The following is a 21689-nucleotide window of genomic DNA, read 5'->3' on the forward strand; positions in this document are numbered from 1 at the left end:
TTTTTTAACAATATCTGGTGCAAAGTGGTTGTGTTTTCGTTTACATCATGACTTGTTATCTTTATAATAAAATTCTATTACATATTATTCTTTTTCCATAGAAACTAAATGTTATATACCATAACACTTCCCTTTAACCAATTTTAAAATATGCCTAATAAAAATAAATATATTTATTTCTGTGTAATATACTAGTAAAATAGAATATATGTATAATTATTTTTAGGATGTGACTATATGAATCTTGAATATCTTGAATCATTTTATATAACAGTGAAATATAATAGTATCTCAAAAGCAGCACAAATTCTTCACCTTACCCAACCTGGTCTCAGTGGTCAGCTTAAGAGCTTAGAAAATGAATTAGGTGTAAATCTTTTAAATCGAAGTAATAAAGGTGTAGAATTAACAGAAGAAGGAAAAGTAGTATTTAACTATGCAGATACTTTACTTTCTATTCAAGGAAATATTAAAAGAGATTTGATTAACTTGCATCAAGAGCAACCAAAGTTAATGATTGGTGCTTGCAAAAGTGTGGGTGAATATGCTCTTCCTTGTAGTATTTTTACCTTTAAACATCTCCATGAAGAAGTTGACATTCGTATGGAGGTAATAAATTCAAGGGAAGTTATTCAAAAACTACAAGAACACGATATTAATATTGGAATCATTCAGCATGATCCAATGTTAAATGATATTTCTACTCAACCTATTATTTCGGATGAGCTTTTGCTAGTAGGAAATAGTGATAATTCACCTAAAAGAATTTCTATGGAAGAATTAAAACATATTCCACTAATTTTACGAGAACAAAATTCTGGAACTAGATATGTAATTGAAAAATCATTAAAAGAAAAAAATGTAACTGTAGAAGAGTTAAATGTGATTTATGATTTAAATTCTCCCGAATCTATTAAGTCTTCTATTCTTTCGGGAAAAGGTTTTTCTTTTTTACCAAAATTAACAGTTGCTCAAGAACTAAAAAAACAGTCTATTCAAATCGTTGAAGTAGAGGATTTTAAAATTTCTTTCAGTTATTATATAGCTTCAAGAAAAAAATATACACTTACAAAGCACGAGCAAATGTTTGTAGATTTTATAATTTCTAATAAAAGAGGTTTTTGTTAAAAAAAGAGGACACATGTCCTCTTTTCCATTTTTATATAAAGAATTTAACTAAAATCTTAACTCCTACCCATGTACCCAACATTACAAAAATACCAAAAACCCAAGCGTGTAAGGAAAAAGACGGTATGCCGCTGAAAAAAGCACCAATGTTACAACCAACGGTAAGCCTAGTTCCATATCCCATCATAATTCCTCCTAAAAGAGCAATTATAAACTGCTTTTTACTCTTTATTTTCTTCCATTTAAATTGGGAAGCTAATAACGTTGCAACTAAAGATCCTAAAATAACACCTATATTTAAAATTGTATATTGATTAATAAATATGTTTCCATTGGAAATTATAGGACCGTAGTAAGATTGAAAATGACTAAAATACTCCCATTTAAAGGGGTCTAACCCAAACCATTGTAGTATGCCAATACCCCATAATAAAAAACCACTAGTTATTTGCCAGCTTATACCAATTAGACCTAGTAAAATTACATTCATTACTCCTAATAAAATTCCACCTACCCAATAAGGCCAAGGTTTCTTAAGATATTTTATTATAGACTTCATTTTATCTCTCCCCTATTTTCCTTTTGGCTTTTGAATATATACTTCCCACTCTCCTCTACCTAATTCCACAAGCTGTATGGGATATTCCTTTTCTAGTGCCCACTTCTCTATATCAATTGCTACACAACTATGATCGCAATTAAGAATTAAAATATCTCCTGGCTCCATTGTTTTAAGCTCCTGCATTGCCCTTAGCAAAGGAATAGGACATAATTCGCTTAAACAATCTACCTTTCTTACTGTCATATAAGCTCCTCCATTACAATTATTTCAAATGTCTATTTTCATACCTTAATGCTAATTTATATAAAATTATTAATACAACTATCTGCACTAAAACAACAATTTTCAAATCAAAATGCTCTAAAAAGTAAATGGTCTTAGCATCCTTAATAAAATGCTCATACCAAAAAGAATAATCCTTAGCTCCTAGTAAGGTTCCAATTATGAATCCTATAAGGACAACCCAGTGTAAAGCATGTCCTTCTCCTATTCTCATCAATACACCTGAAGCACAGCCTCCAGCTAAAACCATTCCAATACCAAATATGAAAGCACCAATCATTACATGAATACCTACTGAACTAACTGCTCCTGGAATCAAATTGTAATCAATACCTTTATTATGAATATATCCAGATTGAATTACAGCAAAACCTACAGTACTTACAATCATAGCTAGTATCATCCCTCTTAACCCTCTTGTATTTCCACTAATAAAAGGATCTCTAAATGCTGCTGTAAAACAAAATCTCGAATATCTTAAAATAATACCAATTATAATACCTACACCTAAACATACAGCATAATTAAACTTGCTTTTCCAAAGTATAGCACACATTATTAATGTAATTAAAAGCAATGCAACACCGTAAGGAATCTGAGAATTTTCCTTTTTTACTTGACCTTGCCGTTGCTTAATCAATTCATCCATTTCTTTTGACAACATATTATCATCCCTTTAAATAAAATTAATATTTCGTGCCTCAAAATTATATATTATGCCCATATCATAAACCAATAATATATATTGGTCAATATTTTAATAAAAAAACAATTTGCTACCAATACTAAAATTATGGTAGCAAATCATATTTATATTTACATGAATTTTCTTTTATATAAAATGTTATTTTTTCAGATGATTTATTTAAAAACACCCTAAACTAATCTTCATGAAGCCAGCATCTAGACCAATGTCCTTTAAAAACCTCTTTTAAATCTGGCAATTCACTTCTGCATTTATCACAGGCTTCATGACAACGATCTGAAAATCTACATCCCTTTGATAATTGTGATAGATGTGGAACATATCCTTCAATTGTATCTAATCTCCTTTTTTTATCATCTATTCTTGGAATACATTCCATAAGCTTTTTAGTATATGGATTTATAGGCTCTTCAAATAGTTCTTTATTTGGTGCTATTTCCATAACTTTTCCACAATACATTACCACTACTTCATCTGCCATCTCTGCTACTACTCCCAAATCATGGGTATTTAATATTATGGACATATTGTATTCACTATTAAGTTTACGTAATAGATCTAAAATTTCTGCTTGAATTGTAACATCCAAAGCCGTTGTAGGTTCATCTGCTATTAATATTTTAGGATTACAAGCTATTGCCATCGCTATCATAAGTCTTTGTCTCATTCCCCCACTAAACTGATTAGGGAGCTGATGATATCTTTCTTCTCCATCCGTAATACCAACGGCTTTCATTAACTCTATAACAACCTTTTGAGCTTCCTTCTTACTAATTTTTTTATGAATTATGAGAGCTTCTGCAATCTGTTCTCCTACCTTATTCATAGGATTTAATGTTGTCATTGGATCCTGATATATCATAGATATTTCATTTCCCCTTATTTGTCTCATTGCCTTTTCACTCTTTTTAAGCAAATTTTCTCCTTTATAATGTATTTCTCCATGAATTATTTTTCCTGGAGCATCAATTAACCCCATGATAGATAAAGCAGTCACACTTTTACCACTTCCAGACTCTCCGATAATCGCCATTGTTTTACCTTCATCTAGGGTAAAGTTTATATCATCTACTGCAGGATATTCCTTTCCATTCAAATAAAAATATGTTTTTAAATTCTTAACCTGAAGTAATGTCATCTTATCCCTCCTTAATGAAATTTTGTCTTAGGTACTATAATATCTTTTAACACATTAAAAATCAGAAAAATAAAATAGTAAAAAATCGCCAGAAATAAAATAAATGTAGTAAAGGCTATTCCACCTTCATATGGTGGAATCAAATCTGTTGTATAAAAAAGTATCATATAAAATCCCATTCCTCTAAAGTAAAATAATCTTTCTACTATAATAAGACTTGAAAACATTATACCCATAACTGTTGGAAATCCAGATAACACTCCATAGATTATGCTTTTCATCATGTGGTTTTTTATAATTTGAACCCTAGAACATCCCTTTCCCCTAGCTGCCAGTATATATGGCTTTTCAAAATTTTCTTCTATTGTAGTAGCTGTTATCCTTGCAATATATGCTGCTGGAAGTATTGATATTGATATTATAGGGTAAATTGCATTTACAAATCCTTCATCTCCCAATGCTGGCAGTGGCCCTAAACCCAATAATGAAATTCCGTTGTTATATAAGTATATAGCACCCATCTGTACAAGTACTATTGTTAATATATCTGGGATTGAAAGAGGTATTAGAGATTGCAGTAATTTTATTGTTCCACTCCTCTCCCTCTTTCTACTATCTATAATTCCTTTAGGAATTCCAATAACAACTGCTAAAAGCGTTCCAAAAAATAATATAAATAAGCTTTTAGTTGCTGTTTTAAGTAATAGTTGTCCTATAGTTTCTCCCTGAACCTTAATATTAAATTCTTCACCTCGCAAAAATATTTTAAAGTTATTTCTTATGTTTTCGATAACTCCATCCATATTCATATTAGGTGTGTGTTTTCCATTGTATGAAACTATATCAAAATCTAATGGTATTCCTGTTACAGCTATAACAAGAAATACAATTACAAGGAGTATTAATATATTCATAAGAACTTTTTTAGTTACCACCTTTAATATTTCAGCTTTCATTTTTACTCCTCCCCTCTTCATATAAATGGCAAGAAACTAACCTTCCATTATCAAGTTCTATAAGTTCTGGCTCAACAGTTTCACATTTAGCCACTCTTTTAGGACATCTATTGTGGAATGCACATCCTGATGGTATATTCATTGCACTAGGTATTTCACCTTGAAGCTTTATTCTATCAATGCTTCTGCTAGGCTCTGGTACTGGTGAAGCAGACATTAATGCTTCAGTATATGGGTGCTTTGGAGAGTCAAATATATCATCTACACTACCTTTTTCTACTATTTTTCCAAGATACATCACTGCTACTTTGTTACTAACGTGCCTTATTACACTTAGATCATGGGATATAAATAAATATGATAAACCAAACTCTTCTTGAAGATCCATAATAAGATTGAGTATCTGTGATTGAACAGATACATCTAAAGCTGATACAGATTCATCACATACTACAAACTTAGGTCTTGTTGCCAAAGCTTTGGCTATTGCAATTCTTTGTCTCTGACCTCCACTAAATTCATGAGGTAACTTATTAGCATCCTGTGCTGATAATCCTACCATTTCAAGTAATCTTAACACCTCTTTTTTGTATTCTAATGGCTTAACTATATTGTGTATTTGAAGTGGTTGAATCAAAATATCTTCAATAGTCATTTTATAATCTAATGCAGAATAGGGATTTTGAAAAACTATTTGTAAATTCTTTCTTAGCTTTCGGAATTCTTTGTTGCTAATGGTACTAATATCCCTTCCTTCTAAGAATATCTTTCCGTCACTTGGTTCTAAGAGTCTTAACATCAATCTCCCTATGGTTGATTTACCACTTCCTGACTCTCCAACAAGACCCAAAGTCTCTCCCTTTTCTATTTTAAAGTTAACACCATTTACTGCATGTACAACCCCTTTATTCACGCCAAAAATTTTGTCTTTTATTAAAAATTGTTTAGTTAGATTTATTACTTCTATCATGGTTTTTCTCCTTTTCAAAGGTTTCTTACTAATCCATCATATAAGAATTCATTGTCATGGTATCTAATATAATTTGTCCAATATCTTTCATTTTTTTATAATTTACATTTTCTAAGATGTCAATACTACTATTAACTCCCTCTGTGGAAGAATTCCCTATTGCCACACTTGAAAGTGCATTTAAGCTCAAATTATTCATAGCTTTTGTAGTTGTATAATCATTATGAAATCTTTGGTATTTCACATCCATTTGTTTAAGTCGCTTTTCCATTCCCAGCCCCATAAGATAATTACTTTTCTCTCTTATCTGAGCTTTAGCAGTAATAATATTTAAATTTTCATCCTTACTATAACCTGGATAGCTTATATCAAAATAATAGTACTTATGTGATATTGCCATATTTACAGGTATATTTCTTGTTATATTGTAATCATAGGAACCATCAACATTTGAGTACTTCATAAAATCATATTCATTGTCCCAGAATATAAATTGAATTGATTTTTCCAATGGTTCCTTTGCAATAGACAACATCCTTGCTACCTCCAGCGATATTGCAGTAGGAGTTGCTGTCATTGCATGTGTACTTTGAGTTTCATTTATATGAACACCATCATAGCTTGCTCCTATTAATATTAATTCGCCTGGATCTTCATATGTTTTGTCTTTTCCAGGTAAAAACGCAGTAATATTTCGTCCATTATATTTAGGCATCTCTGGATAATCAAGGTCTATTTCAACTTCTCTGTAACCAGCTTCTAACTCCAACCTTAAATTATCAAAGGGAACAATAATAGTAGATTCAGAAAGGTATACGTTGGTGTTTGTATTGTAGCCTTCTGATAATATAAACTGTATATCACTAACTGCTTTATTATTAGGATTATTAGTAGTATTCTGAGATTCATTTCCTAGACCATTGAAATTTCTCTCAATTGAAAAAAACTCTGTACCCTCTGGTATATTAATTATATTTTCAGGTTCTGCAGCAACTCCTTTATAATGCAATTCTTCTTCTGGAGTATCATTAAATATATTTTTACTTACAGATATAATTGTAAAGTCTTGATTAAGATAGTAAGTCTTATCCTCACCTTTGTCATCTTTAAGCTTTATACACCCTGATTCAATTACCACAGGAGTCAAAGTTTTAGGCTTTTGTGCAAAACTTTCATTTTTTATTTTATCTGTAGTTTCTATTAATGATATATCTAGGGTATTCACCTGATATCCATAGGATTTTAAAGTATCAATTATATATTCTCCAGCTAAATATCCACCTTCAGTTCCAGCTACCCTACCTCCATATTTGTCCTTTGTAAGTTCTTCAAGATGTAATTTTGCTTGATCTATGTCAAATTCATAAAGGCTTGGATGCCAAGGGATTATCGCCCATGTAATAATTCCTATTATAATTAAACTCTTGATAATTACAGGTTTGTAGTATTTCTTAATGTCCTTAATTTGAGATATAAACATTTTTGGTGATATTAGATAACCAATTTTTCTAATAGAACTAATCACTCTAGAATCTCTCTTTTGAAATTCTATTTTTAATCCTTCTCCTGTAAGGTTTATCCCAATGATTGCAATACTAAAAACCAATATAGGATAAAGGGTCATCCAATATGTTGCTTGGTATTTTTCAACATTTTCTGCAATTCTAGAAAGGCTACCTCCCCATTCAGGTTCTAAATTCATTGCATAATTTGCCTTAAAAGCTAGTTCATTGATAGATCTTGTTACTCCAACAAAAATTTCAAGAACTGCTAACTGAGCAATTAAAAACAACGCCATACCCATTTCTTTAAAAAATAAGCTTATACTAGTTGGTAATATGTGAGGTAAAACATTTTGACGTGCTATTTGCAGTTTTGTCTTCCCTATAGCTATCTCACCTTCAATAAAATCTTCTTCCATAACCATCCTAGTTGAATCTTCAATTATTCCAGCCAACTTTGCCCATCCCACAATGGTAAGTACTATTGCAAAAGCAAAAATTGATTTATCCATTTGTAGATTTCTGAAATATCCAATGTTCAAAATTACAAAGCTAAATAAAAGCATAGGTATAGCAGTAAAAAATGTATTAAATATTTTTATTATATTTGAAATAAACTTTATACCCATTCCTGCAGCTAATCCAAGGGGAAGAGCTAAAATCATTCTAAATATACCTATAAGTAGTGCTAACTTTAATGTATTTCTTGTTCCATATACAAGCCTTGAATATACATCCCTTCCAGCATCATCTGTTCCAAAAATATTATCCTTATTAGGCGGCATTGGGTTGTAAGCAAACTTTTTCACCCACTCACCTTCCTCTTTGTACTCTATATACTTAGGTGCTTCTTCAAAAAGAGGATCCTTTGATGTGAAAAATTCTGGGTAAAAGGCCACAATTGCTAGAAATATTACAATTATACTTCCAAGAAGTAGTGGAAAATTTATCTTTTTCATTTTATAGGTACTTCCCTTCAAATAATATTTTACTTATAAGTATATTTTTATTCTATATGTAAATTAATAGTTATATACTTGTCTATTATTTTATCTAATCGTAAAGGTTTCATCAATGAATTTCAAATGCCATATTTCAACATTAATCGTAAAACCCCAATATTTTTTCAACATAAAAAACCAGCAAAGATTATTATTTTTAATCTTAACTGGTTTATACATGGATTCTTGTATAACTTTCTTTAGCATTATTGTGATATTCTAATATATAACTTCTAATTTCTAATCACATTCAAATTCAATATTAAAATTTATTTTTATTCTCTATCATTTTAAAATTATTATATACACAACTATACACCTGTAATGCTATTTAAATAACATTCCTGTTATAAAGCTAAATGAACTTTTAAAAAAAGAAACTCCACTGATAAAATACTGGATATAAAGACTTGTAATTCTTATACCTAATTAATAATTATCAGTGTAGGTACTCAATATAAATTATACACAAATATAAATAATCATAACATACTTTTTAAACACCGTACTATTCAATTTTCAAAGATAATTTTATCTAACGTACTTCCTAAATCGTAAATCTGTATATTATCTTTTCAACTACATAAACTATTGTTGAAAGGTGGTCATTATATGAAAAAATTTACTGTTATGCTATTAATCTTGATAACTCTAATGTTTGGTGCATCTGCTTCTACTCCTGCATTTGCCCAAAATCTATTCAAAGAAGGCTCATATAAATTATCAGACTTCGTTCCTGCAAAAAACAATTCTTACTTCGTTCAGAATATTTCATCAAAAGGTAATTGTTACTTCGCAGTTATGGGTGAAAATGATACCTTATTACAAGTTATATACCTAACTCCAAAATCGTCAAGATATAATCTAATTCCTCTTAAATCAGAATATAAAATTTTTATAGTTGGAGATGGTGAAATATTCATTAAAGGTGTTGATTAATATATATTTTTCTATTTAATCTTAAATTAGTAATAAATAAAATATATATTATTGATATGTATTCCCTTTACAAATACTATAAAATTTTTATTTTACATTATTTTTTGACTACATAAACTATTATCGAAAGGTGGCTATTATATGAAAAAATTTACTACCACATTAGTAATTTTGATTGCATTAATACTTAGTACTTCTATTGTAGCTCTTGCATCTGACAACACTACTTATAAAGAAGGTATTTACACATTATCAGACTTTGCTCCTACAAAAGATAATCTTTATACTATCCAAAACATTTCATCAAAGGATAATTCTTACTTAATAGTTATGGATGAAAATCTTACTTCACTGCAATTTCTACGTTTAGAGCCTAAATCTCCAATACATGATTTAATTCCTCTTACTCCCAAATATAGAATTGTTATATTTGGTGCTGGAGAAGTACTTATAAAACCAGCAAAATAAAATATACATTTACTATTTCATTGTCATATGAGAATACCGCCTTACAGCAGTGCTCTCATATGACCTTATTCTTGATCTTAATTTATATTTTCATATAATAAATAGTTATATATTAAACTATTTATATATGTTAATAGGAAACTATATAACTAGTTAAATAGTTGTTGTGGTCTCAAGGGTTTCAGATATTTTGTTATTTTGAAAGAAGTAAAAGTAGTCAATGATATTCTATAACTAAAAGGATTAAAGATGATACTGTTGATATCTTAGAATCTGTTCTAAAAACAAAAACTTCCGACATATAAAAAACATATCGGAAGAATGTCTGAAGTTTAAACTATTCCATCTTGTTTAACTCTTATAAATTGCCCTATTGCTTAATTAGATTGACTACACATTCTACATGATGTCCTTGAGGGAACATGTCTACTGGTTGCAGCTCTACAGCCTTATAGCCTAATCCTTCAAAAACTTTCAAATCTCTTGCTAATGTTGCAGGATCACATGATACATAAACAATCCTTTTAGGTCTTACTTCTGCTATGGCATGTAGAAGTGATTCCTCACAGCCCTTTCTTGGAGGGTCTAGCATAATTACATCTGGGTGTATTCCACCTTCAATTAGTTTTGGAATTTCTTCTTCTGATTTTCCTACTATAAATTCCACATTTTTTACATTATTAATTATTTTGTTTTCATTAGCATTTTCTATAGCTTCTGGTATTATTTCAATTCCATATACCATTTTAGCTTTTTTAGATAAGAACAGTGATATAGTCCCTGTACCACAATATGCATCAAATACAATCTCGTTTCCTGTAAGACTTGCATATTCTAATGCTTTTTTATATAGAATTTCTGTTTGTACAGGATTTACTTGAAAGAAAGATAATGGTGATATATTAAATCTAAATTCACCTATATAATCTGATATTGTATCTGTTCCCCATAGAGTAATAGATTTGTTACCTAAAATCACATTTGTTTTATCCTTATTTACATTTTGAATTATAGATTTAAGATTTAAAATTTCTTCTCTAAGAGATTTTATAAGTGGTTTTATATTAGGTAACTTTTCTCCATTAGTAACTATTACAACCATTACCTCCTTAGTCTTAAACCCCTCTCTAATCATTATATGTCTAACTACACCACTATGATTTTTTTCATCATAAGGAGTTACTTTATTCTCTTTCATCCATTCCTTAAGGATCTTAACAACTTTATCACCTATTTTACTTTGTATATAACAGTGATCCATATTGATTATTTCATGAGATCTTGGTGCATAAAATCCTACTACTATATTTCCATCATTATTTCCAACTGGTAACTGAACCTTATTTCTATAGTTATATGGGAAATCCATACCCATAGTATTATGTACCTTTAATCCTTCTATCTTTCCTACTCTTTCCATAACATCCTTTACTCTTTGAGTTTTAAAGTTAAGTTGTTCTTCATAGGATATATGTTGAAGATTACAGCCTCCACATCTCTTATAAATTGGGCATATGGGTTCTGTCCTATATTTAGATGAGAGAATTACATCTAATAGTTTACCTATTCCATAGGTTTTACTTACTTTTATAAGCTTTATCTTTACTGTTTCACCCTTTATGGCTCCTTTAACAAACACAGTAAAGTTATTTATTTTACCTACCCCTTCTCCTTCATGTCCATATCCTTCTATCTTAATTATATAATCCTTATTCTTCGCAATTTCTATATCTGCATGATTATTATTTAATTCTAAAATAAGATTTTCTATCTCTGCTTCTCTTTCTTCACTTTCCCTATCCTCTTTTAGAAATCTTTCTTTTTCTAATGAAGCTTTCACTCTTTCTCTCTCTTCTTTTTCAGCTTCTTCTATAACTTTAACCTTACTTATCTCTTTACGTATTTTCATAAAACCACCCTTTATTAGCTTCTAATTAATTTTAATTTTATCAGAAAACTAGTCAATTAACCATAATAAGTAGTCATAATATAAAATTAAAGTAAGGGCAACTTTAGATTATTAATAAAATTAACTAAAGTTACCCTTACTATAGTGAATTAAATCTTAAAAGTTTCACAGTCTGTTCTATTACTACTTATTGCACCTACCCCATTAATGTGTACAAAGTTTGCAACGCAATCCTTATTGATATTATACCTACAGTTTATTGCATCACATATTATTCTTGGTCCTATACCTCCAGCGAAGTTATTAAAGCTTTGTTTTACTTCTCCTCCAATATTCATATTATATACATTTGAAAGAGAATTTTTTATTCCCATTTCTGTGAAGCTTCCACACTGAGTATACTCACTAGAGTGAGCATTTGCTCCTTGTACATGGATAGTATTAGCGGTGCACATTCCAGAGTTGTTGTGTGTACAATTAGTTGCATTACATGCTAAATTTCCACTCATTCATAGCACTCCTATTCTTAATTATTTTCTTAAGTCATTAGATAATACTATTATGTGGAAAAATATTTTTTTTATGCACGGGGTAGGTCTAAAATTATAGCTACTTCTTAATGCTAATATATCTAAATTAAAACTCTCGAAAAAATTAAAGACACCCTTAACGGGTGTCAATAATGAATCAGTTGCCAAAAATGTTATATTTTAAGTCTTATCCATTGGATTATTAATTATACATTAAATTTCAGATAATTTCAATATTTTTTATAAAATTTACATAAATACCATAATTATCTTAATTTTAAAATAATTCCTTGGATGAAACTACTTAATATTAGCTTTGCCGCTATATACCATTCCTACTTTTGAGTCCATAGTTATAAAACATCCAGATTTTATAATTGAAGATGCGTTTTGTGCGTTATATATAATAGGAATGTTTCTTGATGCACATTCTAGTAATACACTAGAACTCATCTCATCGCTTTCTACTATTATTCCACCAACTTCATTAAGCACATCTGAAAAATCTCTACTTAATTTATCTACTATAATAATTTGCTTTTCATCTAAAGAATTAAAAAACTTCTTAGAATTATTTACATGCATTACTGTTCCAAAGGCTGTACCAGAATTACTTCCTTTACCTTGTAAAAGTACATCTCCTATAATATGAACCTTCATCATATTTGTACTACCTATGTAGTTCATCGGTATTCCTGCAACAATTACTACAAGATCACCCTTCTTTACATAATTAGCTGCTAATGCAATTTCTGAAGTCTTATCTATTAATTCATCTGTATCTTTTAATTTTGGAGTTATTACAGGGAACACACCCCAATTTAGTGCTAAACTTCTTGCAACCCTTTCATAAGGAGTACAAGCTATTACTTCACATTCCGGTCTATATTTAGATATTTGTCTTGCTGTTTGACCACTTTGAGTCGCTGTAATTATTGCTGATGCATTTAACTCCATTGCTGTTGTACATGTAGCTACACTTATAGCATTAGGCACATTAGCAACATGTAACTTTCTTCTTTTCTTGAGACTTTCCTCGTAGTTTATATATTCCTCTGCCTTCATAGCTATTTGAGACATAGTTTTTACAACTTCTACTGGATATTTACCACTAGCAGTCTCTCCACTTAGCATTATAGCATCAGTTCCATCAAAGATCGCATTAGCTACATCTGAAGCTTCTGCTCTAGTAGGTCTTGGATTTCTAATCATAGAATCTAACATTTGAGTTGCAGTAATTACGGGCTTTCCAGCTTCATTACATTTTTGTATAATCATCTTCTGAACTACTGGTACCTCTTCAGTAGGAATTTCCACTCCTAAATCCCCTCTTGCTACCATAATTCCATCAGAATATCTTATAATTTCATCAATATTATCTACGCCTTCTCTATTTTCAATCTTTGAAAATACTTGAATATAATCTCCACCATTCTTATCAAGAAGATGTCTTATATCTAGAACATCTGTACCTTTTCTTATAAAAGATGCAGCTACTATATCTACTTCACTTTCTATACCAAACATTAAATCTGCTATATCTTTCTCTGTTAATGCTGGAAGATTTAATTTAACTCCTGGCACATTCATTCCCTTGTGATTTCCTATAACTCCTGTATTTTCAACATGAGTTTTTATTTCTTTACCTTCTATAGATAATACTTTTAATGCCACTAATCCATCATTTATTAAAAGTATGTTTCCTGGTTTTACATCTTTATATAGGTTTTTATAAGTAATAGAACATTTAGTTTCATCTCCTATAATATCCTCTCCACAATGAACTATAAAAGTTGTTCCTTCTTTAAGTTCTACAGTTCCATTTTCAAAGTTTCCAGTTCTAATCTCTGGCCCCTTTGTGTCAAGTAATATAGCAATATGCTTTTCTAATTCAGCTCTTGCTTCCTTAACCATATCTATTCTTCTCTTATGTTCTTCATGACTTCCATGAGAAAAATTTAATCTGGCAGCATTCATACCATTTTCAATTAACTTTTTTATAATTTCCTTTTCATCAGTAGTAGGTCCCATTGTACAAACAATTTTAGTTTTCTTCATAGTTATCCTCCTTTATATTACATAGACTTAAATTTTTTTGCCTAGATAACTTTATCAATGTATAAAATTATATTAAAAAATTTGTAACTCTACAATATCTATAACCCATTAATTCGACAAATCTACACTTAATTTATATAACTCTTCATTAAAACATGATTTTAAATCTAAAGCTTCTTTTATATCTATATCTATAATTTTATTTGCCTTTATACCAATAAGTCTTGCTGTCTTTCCTTCTAACAACACTTTTACCGCTTTACTACCCATTCTTGAAGCTAAAATTCTATCAAAAGCACTTGGACTTCCGCCTCTTTGTATATATCCAAGCACAGTTGCCCTAGTCTCTATACCCGTTATTTTCTCTATGCTTTTAGCTAATTTCTGTGCTCCACCTACACCTTCAGCTAAGATTATAATATTATGAAGCTTACCATTACGTTTTCCTTTGAAAATATTCTCACATATATCTTCAATAGTGAATTTTTTTTCTGGAACTATTACCTGTTCAGCCCCACCAGCAATACCTGAAAATAAAGCTAAATCCCCACAGTTTCTTCCCATAACTTCAATTACACTCACTCTTTCATGGGAGCTAGATGTATCTCTAATTTTATTTATGGCATCAATAGCTGTATTTAAAGCTGTATCAAAACCAACGGTATAATCTGTATAAGGTAAATCATTATCTATAGTACCTGGTATTCCAACTGTTGGTATACCTAAATCACTTAATTCCTTAGCTCCTCTAAAGGATCCATCTCCACCAATGACTATAATTCCATCTATTTTAAGGACTTTAATAACATTAAGTGCCTTCTGTCTCCCTTCAGGTGTTCTAAACTCTTCACTTCTAGCAGTCCTTAGGATAGTACCACCTCTTTGAATTATATCAGAAACAGAGTGTCTATCCATCTCAAATATTTCCCCATTAATAAGCCCATTAAATCCCCTATGTACTCCAAATACCTGGACTTCATTTTCAATTCCAATCCTAACTACAGCTCTTATTGCTGCATTCATTGCTGGTGAATCTCCACCGCTAGTCAATACTGCAATTTTTTTCACTATATTACCCCCTAGCTTTATTGTGGTTATTATTTATTTAAATCTCTACTTACTTAACTTAAGTTTAATGTTTAGAGTTACTCCTTGCAACCTATTATTGGATGCATTTGAGTAAATATCTATAAATTTGCTATTGTAAATGTTGTCAACTTTTAATAAAGTCTCTTATAATTTATTCTTCCCATTTTATCCTTTATAATTAATAAATTTTAATAAAATTTATATACAAAATTAAGAAGAGCTACTTCTGCAATTAAACTTATCTTTACCAACAATTCAATTTACAATCTAATATCAATAAATTTTTTATATCTTCATGCAAATTAAAGTTAAATCTAAGTAAAATTTGAGCTAACTCTTCTCATATTATCTTTTAATTATCTTTTTACTAATGGAAAAGCAATTACATCTCTTATAGATGATGAGTTTGTTAAAAACATCATCATTCTATCTATTCCTATTCCAAGACCTCCAGCTGGTGGCATAGCTACATCTATAGCTACTGCAAATTCTTCATCCATTGGGCTAGCAGTTTCAAGTCCTGCTCTTAATTTTGCTGCTTGCTCATGAAGTAAAATTCTTTGTCTTAATGGATTATTAAGTTCTGAATATGCATTTCCAAGTTCTACTCCAAAGGCATAAGGTTCAAATCTTTCTATTAACTCTGGATTTTCTCTATGAACTTTACATAGTGGAGACGAATCTAATGGAAAATCTATTACAAAGGTTGGCTCTATTAATTTATCCTCGCAATAAGCCTCAAATAATGTAAGTATTAAGTCTCCTTTATTTGCTTCTTCAATATTAAATCCGTCCCTTTGCTCCTCTTCTAATAATTCTTTTTCTATAATTAGATGTACTATTTCTTCCTTAGTTAACCTTTCCACATCTATTCCTGTATCTTTAAGAACTAGATTGCACATAGTTTCTCTCTTCCAAGGGGCTTTAAAGTCAATTTCAACACCGTCATACACAGCCTTAGTTGTTCCTTTAATTTTAGTAAATACGTTCTCATATAAATCTTCCATAATTCTCATCATATCATTATAGTCAGCATAAGCCATGTAACATTCAAACAATGTAAATTCTGGATAGTGAGTTCTATCTATTCCTTCATTTCTAAAGGAACGTCCCATACTAAAAACTCTATCAATGCCTCCAACCATCAATCTTTTTAAGTATAACTCTGGAGATACATTCATAAATACTTCACAGTCTAATGCATTTACATTAGTTATAAATGGTTTAGCTTCTCCTCCGCCATATTTTGTATCTAAAATAGGGGTTTCCATTTCCATAAACCCTTTAGAATTCATAAACTCTCTTATGGCATACATAGCCTTAGCTCTATTTACAAATCTATCTCTTACATCTTCATTCATTATCATATCTAGAGATCTATGTCTTTGTCTTAAATCCATATCTTGAATTCCGTGATATTTTTCTGGAAGCGGTCTTATAGATTTTGAAAGTACGGTAACATTCAGGGCTTTAATAGTTATTTCCTCCGTTTTTGTTTTAAATGCGAATCCTTCTACACCAATTATGTCTCCTACATCAAGAAGTTTAATAACTCCATAGGCATCTTCACCAAGATCATTTTTACTTATATACACTTGAATATTTCCATTCTGATCCCTTAAATTTAAAAATGTTACTTTACCCATTCTTCTTAAAAGCATTATTCTTCCTGATAAAATAAATCTCTCTTCACTATCTATTTTATCAAAGTTTTTTGTTATATAGTTCGAAGTAGTGTTTGGCTCAAAAGTATAGGGATAAGGATTGATTCCTCTGCTTAAAAGTTCATTTAATTTTTTTATTCTCTCTACGTTAAATTCATTGGCATCTTGCATTATTTCTTGTAAGTTATTTAATTCTACATAATCATTGTACATATATAATAGTACCACCTTTCAATTTTGCTTTTTAATTTCTCATAACTTATATGAATCTAAATAACACCTCATTATAGTTTTCTAGTAGACTCAGTTACGTTACTTTCGTCCATTATTATATTTTTGCAAAATAAAAACTCTCACCTCCAAGACAATAGTCTTGGGGACGAGAGTTTGGTAAGTTCAACTTCGTGGTACCACCCCAGTTTATTAATATGTCACCATATTAACCTTTTCAAGTACGGCTTTACAATAAAATATATTAAGCTTATACCCTAGCTCTATAACGGGAGCACCCGTTACACCATCTCTCTTCCTAAAGGAAACTTCTTTCTTTTTTAAGAAGCAACCTCACTTAAAGATAAACTCTAGTGAAGTAAAGATCCTGTGTAAAACTCCGAGGCTTTTTTCACCAAACTGTTTTTTGCTTTCTCTCACCATCTAAAGCTCTCTGTAAAAAAATTGAGTTTGATTACTCTTCTCTTCATAGTTTTATTGAGTATATTTTAATATACTCAAAATACAATGTCAAGAATTTTTAAAAAATTTATATTATCAATCGAGTATGAGATAGATATTTATTATTTAGCATTCTTGCTAAAATAGGATTGTTGGAAATTATTCATTTCCTAAGATCTTAAGATTATCATATTTAGTCTTAATTTTCTTCCATTGTTACCAATAGCATAGGGGTAGCCTTCGTCTTATCCATTCATCTAAATAAATAATTCTAAATTATCTGCAGAAGAAAACCCTCGATATTTCTATCGAGGGTTTCATGGTGAAGGTGATAATTACAATTAAAGTAACATCATAATTTGTTTTAGGTAAATATCCCTTAAACAACATGTTTATTATAACTATTTCATTGATTTTATAACACCTTCAACAATTGTATCCATATCTGTCAAATTTCCTTCATTCATAGAAGATACAAGTGTAACTTTATCTTCTAGAACTGTCATTTCTCTCATTTTATCTAGGAACTCACTCATCAAAGTTCCAGACTTACATGCCCATGAGCCATTTTCAATTATTGCAAAAGTTCTCTTTTGAAGGTTAAGAGCCTTCATATCCATAAGATAACTATGCATAGGTGGGTAAATACCAAGGTTATAGGTTACAGAAGCTAAAACTACGTGGCTAACTCTAAAGGTTTCTGAAATCAGTTCAGATACATGAGTGCTTGAAACGTCATACATAACTACATTTTTCATTCCCTTTTCTACAAATTTAGTAGCTAAGGCAGTAGCTGCAGCTTCGGTATTACCATACATTGAAGCATAAACTATCATTACTGCTTTTTCTTCTGGTTCATATCTACTCCATTTATCATACTTATCAATAAGATATCCAAGATCTGTACGCCAAACTGGACCATGTAGTGGGCAAATCATTTTAATATCTAGTCCACTTGCCTTTTTTAACAATGCTTGAACATGTGGTCCATACTTTCCAACAATATTTGTATAATATCTTCTAGCGTCATCAATCCAATCACGGTCAAAGTCAACCTCATCATTAAATAGCTTACCATCTAATGCTCCAAAAGATCCAAAAGCATCAGCTGAAAAAAGAACACCATTTGTAGTATCAAATGTAACCATAGCTTCTGGCCAATGTACCATTGGTGCAGCTACAAAAGTTATCTCATGCTTTCCAAAAGATTTTACGTCTCCCTCTACAACTTCCTCCATTCTACCATCAATTTCGAATCCAAATTGTCTCATTAGGAGAAAAGATTTCTCTGTACTTATAATCTTAACATCAGGATAACGCAATATTATTTCTTCAATAGCAGCCCCATGATCCGGTTCCATATGATTTATTACTAAATAATCTAATGGCCTACCATTTAAAACAGCTTGTATATTTTCTAAAAACTGTCTACAAATTGACCAATCTACAGTATCAAATAGCACAGTTTTTTCATCTAATAGTAGATATGAATTATATGAAACTCCTCTTGGAATTGGATGAACGTTTTCAAAAAGAGCTAGACGCCTATCATTTCCACCTACCCAATAAAGGTCTTCAGTTACCTTTCTAACACAAAACATAAATTACTCCTCCTTTTTATTGTAAAAAACTTAAAATTTCTGCTATAGAATTAGACCTCTATAAAACTATCTTTTTCTTCACCGCAATCTGGGCAAATCCATTCTTCTGGAAGAGCTTCAAATAGAGTTTCTGGTGATATCTCATTTTCTATATCGCCTATGGCTGGATCATATTCATAGCCACATCCATTACAAACATATCTCTTCCAATTAGGAACAACCTTTTTAGGAACATACTTTTTCATTTTCTTCATAGGAGGTGCTTCCTTTTTTGGTTCTCCGTTATCCAAAGCATCTGTTAATAATGGCATTATTTCTAGTAAGTCTCCAACAATACCATAGTCTGCATTCTTAAATATTGGAGCATTAGGATTATTATTAATAGCAACTATGGTAGTAGCATCCTTTATACCCTTTAAATGTTGACCAGCACCTGATATACCACATGCTATGTAGAGATTTCCATTAAATTTTTGACCTGACATTCCAACATAACGATTTAGCGGTAAGTATTTTAAGGTTTCAGCTACAGGACGAGATGATCCAATTGCTGCACCAACTTGAATAGCTAAAGCTTTAGCAAGCTCCATATTTTTTTCTTCTCCAATTCCCTTACCTACACTGACAACACGCTCTGCCTTAGATATTGGAGTATTTATATCAATACCAACAGTAAAATCATAGCCATCTGCTTTCAATGCTTCTACAAGCTTAGCAACTCTTTCCTCTGCTGTTCCATCTTTCATAATCATTTTCTTACGAGCACCAGTGACTCCACCAGCTGAACCTTTTTTAGCTCTATTCTCATTTTTAGGCATCTTTCCAATTATATGAGATGCAATTACCATTCTTTGAATTTCATTTGTTCCTTCATAAATAGTACAAATTTTCGCATCACGATATGCTCTTTCTACATCCATTCCTTTAAGGTAACCAGTTCCTCCAAAGATTTGTAATGCATCATTTACAACTTCTAAGCATATATCAGACGCATATTGTTTAGCCATAGCAGCTTCCATAGAATAAGGCTCATGATTTTCCTTAAGTTCAGCAGCACTATATACTAGAAACCTAGCCGCCCTTAGCTTAGTTGCCATATCAGCTAATTTAAATGAAATTACCTGTTGTTGACATATAGGCTTTCCAAATTGTATTCTTTCTTTTGAATATTCTAAAGCATTTTCATAAGCTCCTTGAGCTATACCTAAAGCTTGAGCTGCAATCCCTATACGACCGCCATCTAATGTTCCCATAGCTATTTTAAAGCCTTGTCCTTCTTCACCTAATAAGTTTTCTTTAGGTACTTTAACATTATTAAATACTAATTCAGCAGTTGCAGAAGAGCGAATTCCCATCTTGTCGTAATGATCACCAAATGTAAATCCTTCCCATCCTTTTTCAACTATAAAGGCACTTATACCTTTAACTCCTATACCTGGAGTAGTTACAGCAAATACAACATAAGTATCTGCCTTATCTGCATTAGTTATAAAAATCTTTCCACCATTTAAAATATAATAATCTCCTTCTAGTTCAGCAGTAGTTTCAGTTCCACCAGCATCACTACCAGCGTTTGTCTCAGTTAAACCAAAAGCACCAATCTTTTCCCCTTTTGCTAGCGGAATCATGTATTTTTGCTTTTGTTCTTCAGTTCCATATGCAAAAATTGGATATGTTCCTAAAGAAACATGAGCTGATAAAATTACACCTGTACCACCATCTACTCTAGAAAGTTCTTCAACAGCAATGGCATAACTAAGTATATCTAGACCTAATCCACCATATTTTTTAAGATACGGAGTACCCAATACCCCCATTTTACCTAACTTTTCTATAGCCTCAGTTGGAAACTTACTTTCTTGATCCAACATAAATGCTTGTGGCTTTACCTCTGTCTCTGCAAATTCTCTGATTTTTACACGAAAAGTTTCGTGTTTTTCTGTAGTCTTAAAAAACATAAATTTACCTCCTTTAATTTAGTGTTTTATTTTAATTTTTACAAATTTTATTAATAGAACTTATAAAAATTTATAATCTTTAATTTAGAAAGTACAATATACTTACAATACAAGTTGAAACTAAAATTGTTTATATGACTTTCTAATAATTAAATTAATTATGTAATTCAATTTATTTGTTAATAATTATTATTATAAAACTTATAATTTCTATTGTCAAATTTTTATTCAAATTTATTATAATTACCTTAATTAATACTATTTTCTACTACATAAAAATATATCTAAAATATCCTATTCTTCGGTCTTTTTCAAAATATTTATGACTATTTTGATACTATGACCTCTGCTGGCTTCTGACAGTTCAGCCATACATCACTGTATAGATTGTTACTTCTAAATACATATCCATAACGTATCTGTCAGCTCTCCCCAGGTAAGACCGTAATCTTTCACTCCATATATCTGCTACATTTACACTGTCTGTTTCGAATAGTTTCTGGCTTTAGTTTGTATAGCAACCTTACCCACAGACATATGCCTTATATGTAGTTTC

Annotated in this window: 18 protein-coding genes and 1 other annotated feature; of the genes, 3 read left to right on the forward strand and 15 right to left on the reverse strand. The window is 30.6% G+C overall.

Translation table 11 applies throughout. The annotated features are described in order from the left end of the window. The first annotated feature begins 237 nt into the window (after positions 1-237). The gene (locus B3B03_RS05090) at positions 238-1128 is read left to right on the forward strand and encodes a LysR family transcriptional regulator (protein WP_035132118.1); all 891 of its coding nucleotides are present in this window, start codon (positions 238-240) and stop codon (positions 1126-1128) included. Positions 1129-1159: 31 nt separating this feature from the next. On the opposite strand, the gene B3B03_RS05095 is transcribed toward B3B03_RS05090, so the two are convergent. From B3B03_RS05095 to B3B03_RS05130, 8 genes are all read right to left on the reverse strand, one after another. Continuing rightward, entirely contained in the window at positions 1160-1687 is a 528-nt protein-coding gene (locus B3B03_RS05095) for a YeeE/YedE thiosulfate transporter family protein (RefSeq protein ID WP_346876628.1), read from the reverse strand. A gap of 12 nt (positions 1688-1699) precedes the next feature. Then, positions 1700-1933: a sulfurtransferase TusA family protein gene (locus B3B03_RS05100; RefSeq protein WP_035132122.1), complete on the reverse strand. Its 234-nt coding sequence runs from the start codon at positions 1931-1933 to the stop codon at positions 1700-1702. Between the two features lie 19 nt (positions 1934-1952). Next, positions 1953-2633, reverse strand: a complete 681-nt coding sequence (locus B3B03_RS05105; RefSeq protein ID WP_346847813.1) for a YeeE/YedE thiosulfate transporter family protein — start codon at positions 2631-2633, stop codon at positions 1953-1955. A 220-nt stretch (positions 2634-2853) separates the two neighbouring features. Further along, the gene (locus B3B03_RS05110) at positions 2854-3816 is read right to left on the reverse strand and encodes an ABC transporter ATP-binding protein (RefSeq protein WP_346847655.1); all 963 of its coding nucleotides are present in this window, start codon (positions 3814-3816) and stop codon (positions 2854-2856) included. Between the two features lie 11 nt (positions 3817-3827). After that, entirely contained in the window at positions 3828-4772 is a 945-nt protein-coding gene (locus tag B3B03_RS05115) for an ABC transporter permease subunit (RefSeq protein WP_346847656.1), read from the reverse strand. Further along, on the reverse strand, positions 4762-5742 hold the full coding sequence (locus B3B03_RS05120; RefSeq protein ID WP_346876629.1) for an oligopeptide/dipeptide ABC transporter ATP-binding protein: 981 nt from the start codon (positions 5740-5742) through the stop codon (positions 4762-4764). Before B3B03_RS05120 ends, B3B03_RS05115 begins: the two co-directional genes overlap by 11 nt. Positions 5743-5770: 28 nt before the next feature. Beyond that, positions 5771-8203, reverse strand: a complete 2433-nt coding sequence (locus tag B3B03_RS05125; protein WP_346876630.1) for an ABC transporter permease subunit — start codon at positions 8201-8203, stop codon at positions 5771-5773. A gap of 90 nt (positions 8204-8293) precedes the next feature. Continuing rightward, positions 8294-8452, reverse strand: a complete 159-nt coding sequence (locus B3B03_RS05130) for a hypothetical protein (RefSeq protein WP_346876631.1) — start codon at positions 8450-8452, stop codon at positions 8294-8296. A 405-nt stretch (positions 8453-8857) separates the two neighbouring features. Between B3B03_RS05130 and B3B03_RS05135 the strand changes: the two genes are divergently transcribed. Together B3B03_RS05135 and B3B03_RS05140 are read left to right on the forward strand one after the other, a co-directional pair. After that, positions 8858-9184, forward strand: a complete 327-nt coding sequence (locus B3B03_RS05135; RefSeq protein WP_346876632.1) for a hypothetical protein — start codon at positions 8858-8860, stop codon at positions 9182-9184. A gap of 141 nt (positions 9185-9325) precedes the next feature. Beyond that, positions 9326-9652: a hypothetical protein gene (locus B3B03_RS05140; RefSeq protein WP_346876633.1), complete on the forward strand. Its 327-nt coding sequence runs from the start codon at positions 9326-9328 to the stop codon at positions 9650-9652. A 370-nt stretch (positions 9653-10022) separates the two neighbouring features. Here B3B03_RS05140 and rlmD read toward each other — a convergent pair whose 3' ends face one another. From rlmD to B3B03_RS05175, 7 genes are all read right to left on the reverse strand, one after another. Beyond that, positions 10023-11561 (reverse strand): 23S rRNA (uracil(1939)-C(5))-methyltransferase RlmD, encoded by a 1539-nt coding sequence (rlmD, locus tag B3B03_RS05145; RefSeq protein ID WP_346876634.1) that lies wholly within the window; start codon positions 11559-11561, stop codon positions 10023-10025. 149 nt (positions 11562-11710) lie between these two features. Continuing rightward, on the reverse strand, positions 11711-12070 hold the full coding sequence (locus B3B03_RS05150; protein WP_346847660.1) for a DUF1540 domain-containing protein: 360 nt from the start codon (positions 12068-12070) through the stop codon (positions 11711-11713). 321 nt (positions 12071-12391) lie between these two features. Then, positions 12392-14149, reverse strand: a complete 1758-nt coding sequence (gene pyk / locus B3B03_RS05155; RefSeq protein ID WP_346876635.1) for a pyruvate kinase — start codon at positions 14147-14149, stop codon at positions 12392-12394. 108 nt (positions 14150-14257) lie between these two features. Then, on the reverse strand, positions 14258-15217 hold the full coding sequence (gene pfkA / locus B3B03_RS05160) for a 6-phosphofructokinase (RefSeq protein WP_346876636.1): 960 nt from the start codon (positions 15215-15217) through the stop codon (positions 14258-14260). Positions 15218-15594: 377 nt separating this feature from the next. Continuing rightward, positions 15595-17115 (reverse strand): lysine--tRNA ligase, encoded by a 1521-nt coding sequence (gene lysS / locus B3B03_RS05165; RefSeq protein WP_346876637.1) that lies wholly within the window; start codon positions 17113-17115, stop codon positions 15595-15597. Positions 17116-17274: 159 nt separating this feature from the next. Continuing rightward, positions 17275-17612 (reverse strand) — a binding site (T-box leader). A 363-nt stretch (positions 17613-17975) separates the two neighbouring features. Further along, a complete protein-coding gene (locus tag B3B03_RS05170) occupies positions 17976-19175 on the reverse strand; it encodes an FprA family A-type flavoprotein (protein WP_346876638.1) in 1200 nt (399 codons plus the stop codon). A 50-nt stretch (positions 19176-19225) separates the two neighbouring features. Next, positions 19226-21133, reverse strand: coding sequence for an acyl-CoA dehydrogenase family protein (locus B3B03_RS05175; protein WP_346876639.1), 1908 nt, complete (start codon positions 21131-21133; stop codon positions 19226-19228). Between the last annotated feature and the right edge of the window lie 556 nt (positions 21134-21689).

It is taken from the genome of Clostridium sp. UBA5712, assembly GCF_002419845.1.
Lineage (GTDB): Bacteria > Bacillota > Clostridia > Clostridiales > Clostridiaceae > Clostridium_J > Clostridium_J sulfidigenes.

Excerpts from the sequence above, each read along its gene's own strand:
- B3B03_RS05115 (WP_346847656.1), bottom strand. The coding sequence starts at position 4,772 with ATGAAAGCTGAAATATTAAAGGTGGTAACTAAAAAAGTTCTTATGAAT.
- B3B03_RS05110 (WP_346847655.1), bottom strand. The coding sequence starts at position 3,816 with ATGACATTACTTCAGGTTAAGAATTTAAAAACATATTTTTATTTGAAT.
- B3B03_RS05130 (WP_346876631.1), bottom strand. The coding sequence starts at position 8,452 with ATGCTAAAGAAAGTTATACAAGAATCCATGTATAAACCAGTTAAGATT.
- B3B03_RS05140 (WP_346876633.1), top strand. The coding sequence starts at position 9,326 with ATGAAAAAATTTACTACCACATTAGTAATTTTGATTGCATTAATACTT.
- B3B03_RS05125 (WP_346876630.1), bottom strand. The coding sequence starts at position 8,203 with ATGAAAAAGATAAATTTTCCACTACTTCTTGGAAGTATAATTGTAATA.
- B3B03_RS05100 (WP_035132122.1), bottom strand. The coding sequence starts at position 1,933 with ATGACAGTAAGAAAGGTAGATTGTTTAAGCGAATTATGTCCTATTCCT.
- B3B03_RS05150 (WP_346847660.1), bottom strand. The coding sequence starts at position 12,070 with ATGAGTGGAAATTTAGCATGTAATGCAACTAATTGTACACACAACAAC.
- lysS (WP_346876637.1), bottom strand. The coding sequence starts at position 17,115 with ATGTACAATGATTATGTAGAATTAAATAACTTACAAGAAATAATGCAA.
- B3B03_RS05170 (WP_346876638.1), bottom strand. The coding sequence starts at position 19,175 with ATGTTTTGTGTTAGAAAGGTAACTGAAGACCTTTATTGGGTAGGTGGA.
- B3B03_RS05135 (WP_346876632.1), top strand. The coding sequence starts at position 8,858 with ATGAAAAAATTTACTGTTATGCTATTAATCTTGATAACTCTAATGTTT.
- rlmD (WP_346876634.1), bottom strand. The coding sequence starts at position 11,561 with ATGAAAATACGTAAAGAGATAAGTAAGGTTAAAGTTATAGAAGAAGCT.
- pyk (WP_346876635.1), bottom strand. The coding sequence starts at position 14,149 with ATGAAGAAAACTAAAATTGTTTGTACAATGGGACCTACTACTGATGAA.
- B3B03_RS05090 (WP_035132118.1), top strand. The coding sequence starts at position 238 with ATGAATCTTGAATATCTTGAATCATTTTATATAACAGTGAAATATAAT.
- B3B03_RS05175 (WP_346876639.1), bottom strand. The coding sequence starts at position 21,133 with ATGTTTTTTAAGACTACAGAAAAACACGAAACTTTTCGTGTAAAAATC.
- B3B03_RS05095 (WP_346876628.1), bottom strand. The coding sequence starts at position 1,687 with ATGAAGTCTATAATAAAATATCTTAAGAAACCTTGGCCTTATTGGGTA.
- B3B03_RS05120 (WP_346876629.1), bottom strand. The coding sequence starts at position 5,742 with ATGATAGAAGTAATAAATCTAACTAAACAATTTTTAATAAAAGACAAA.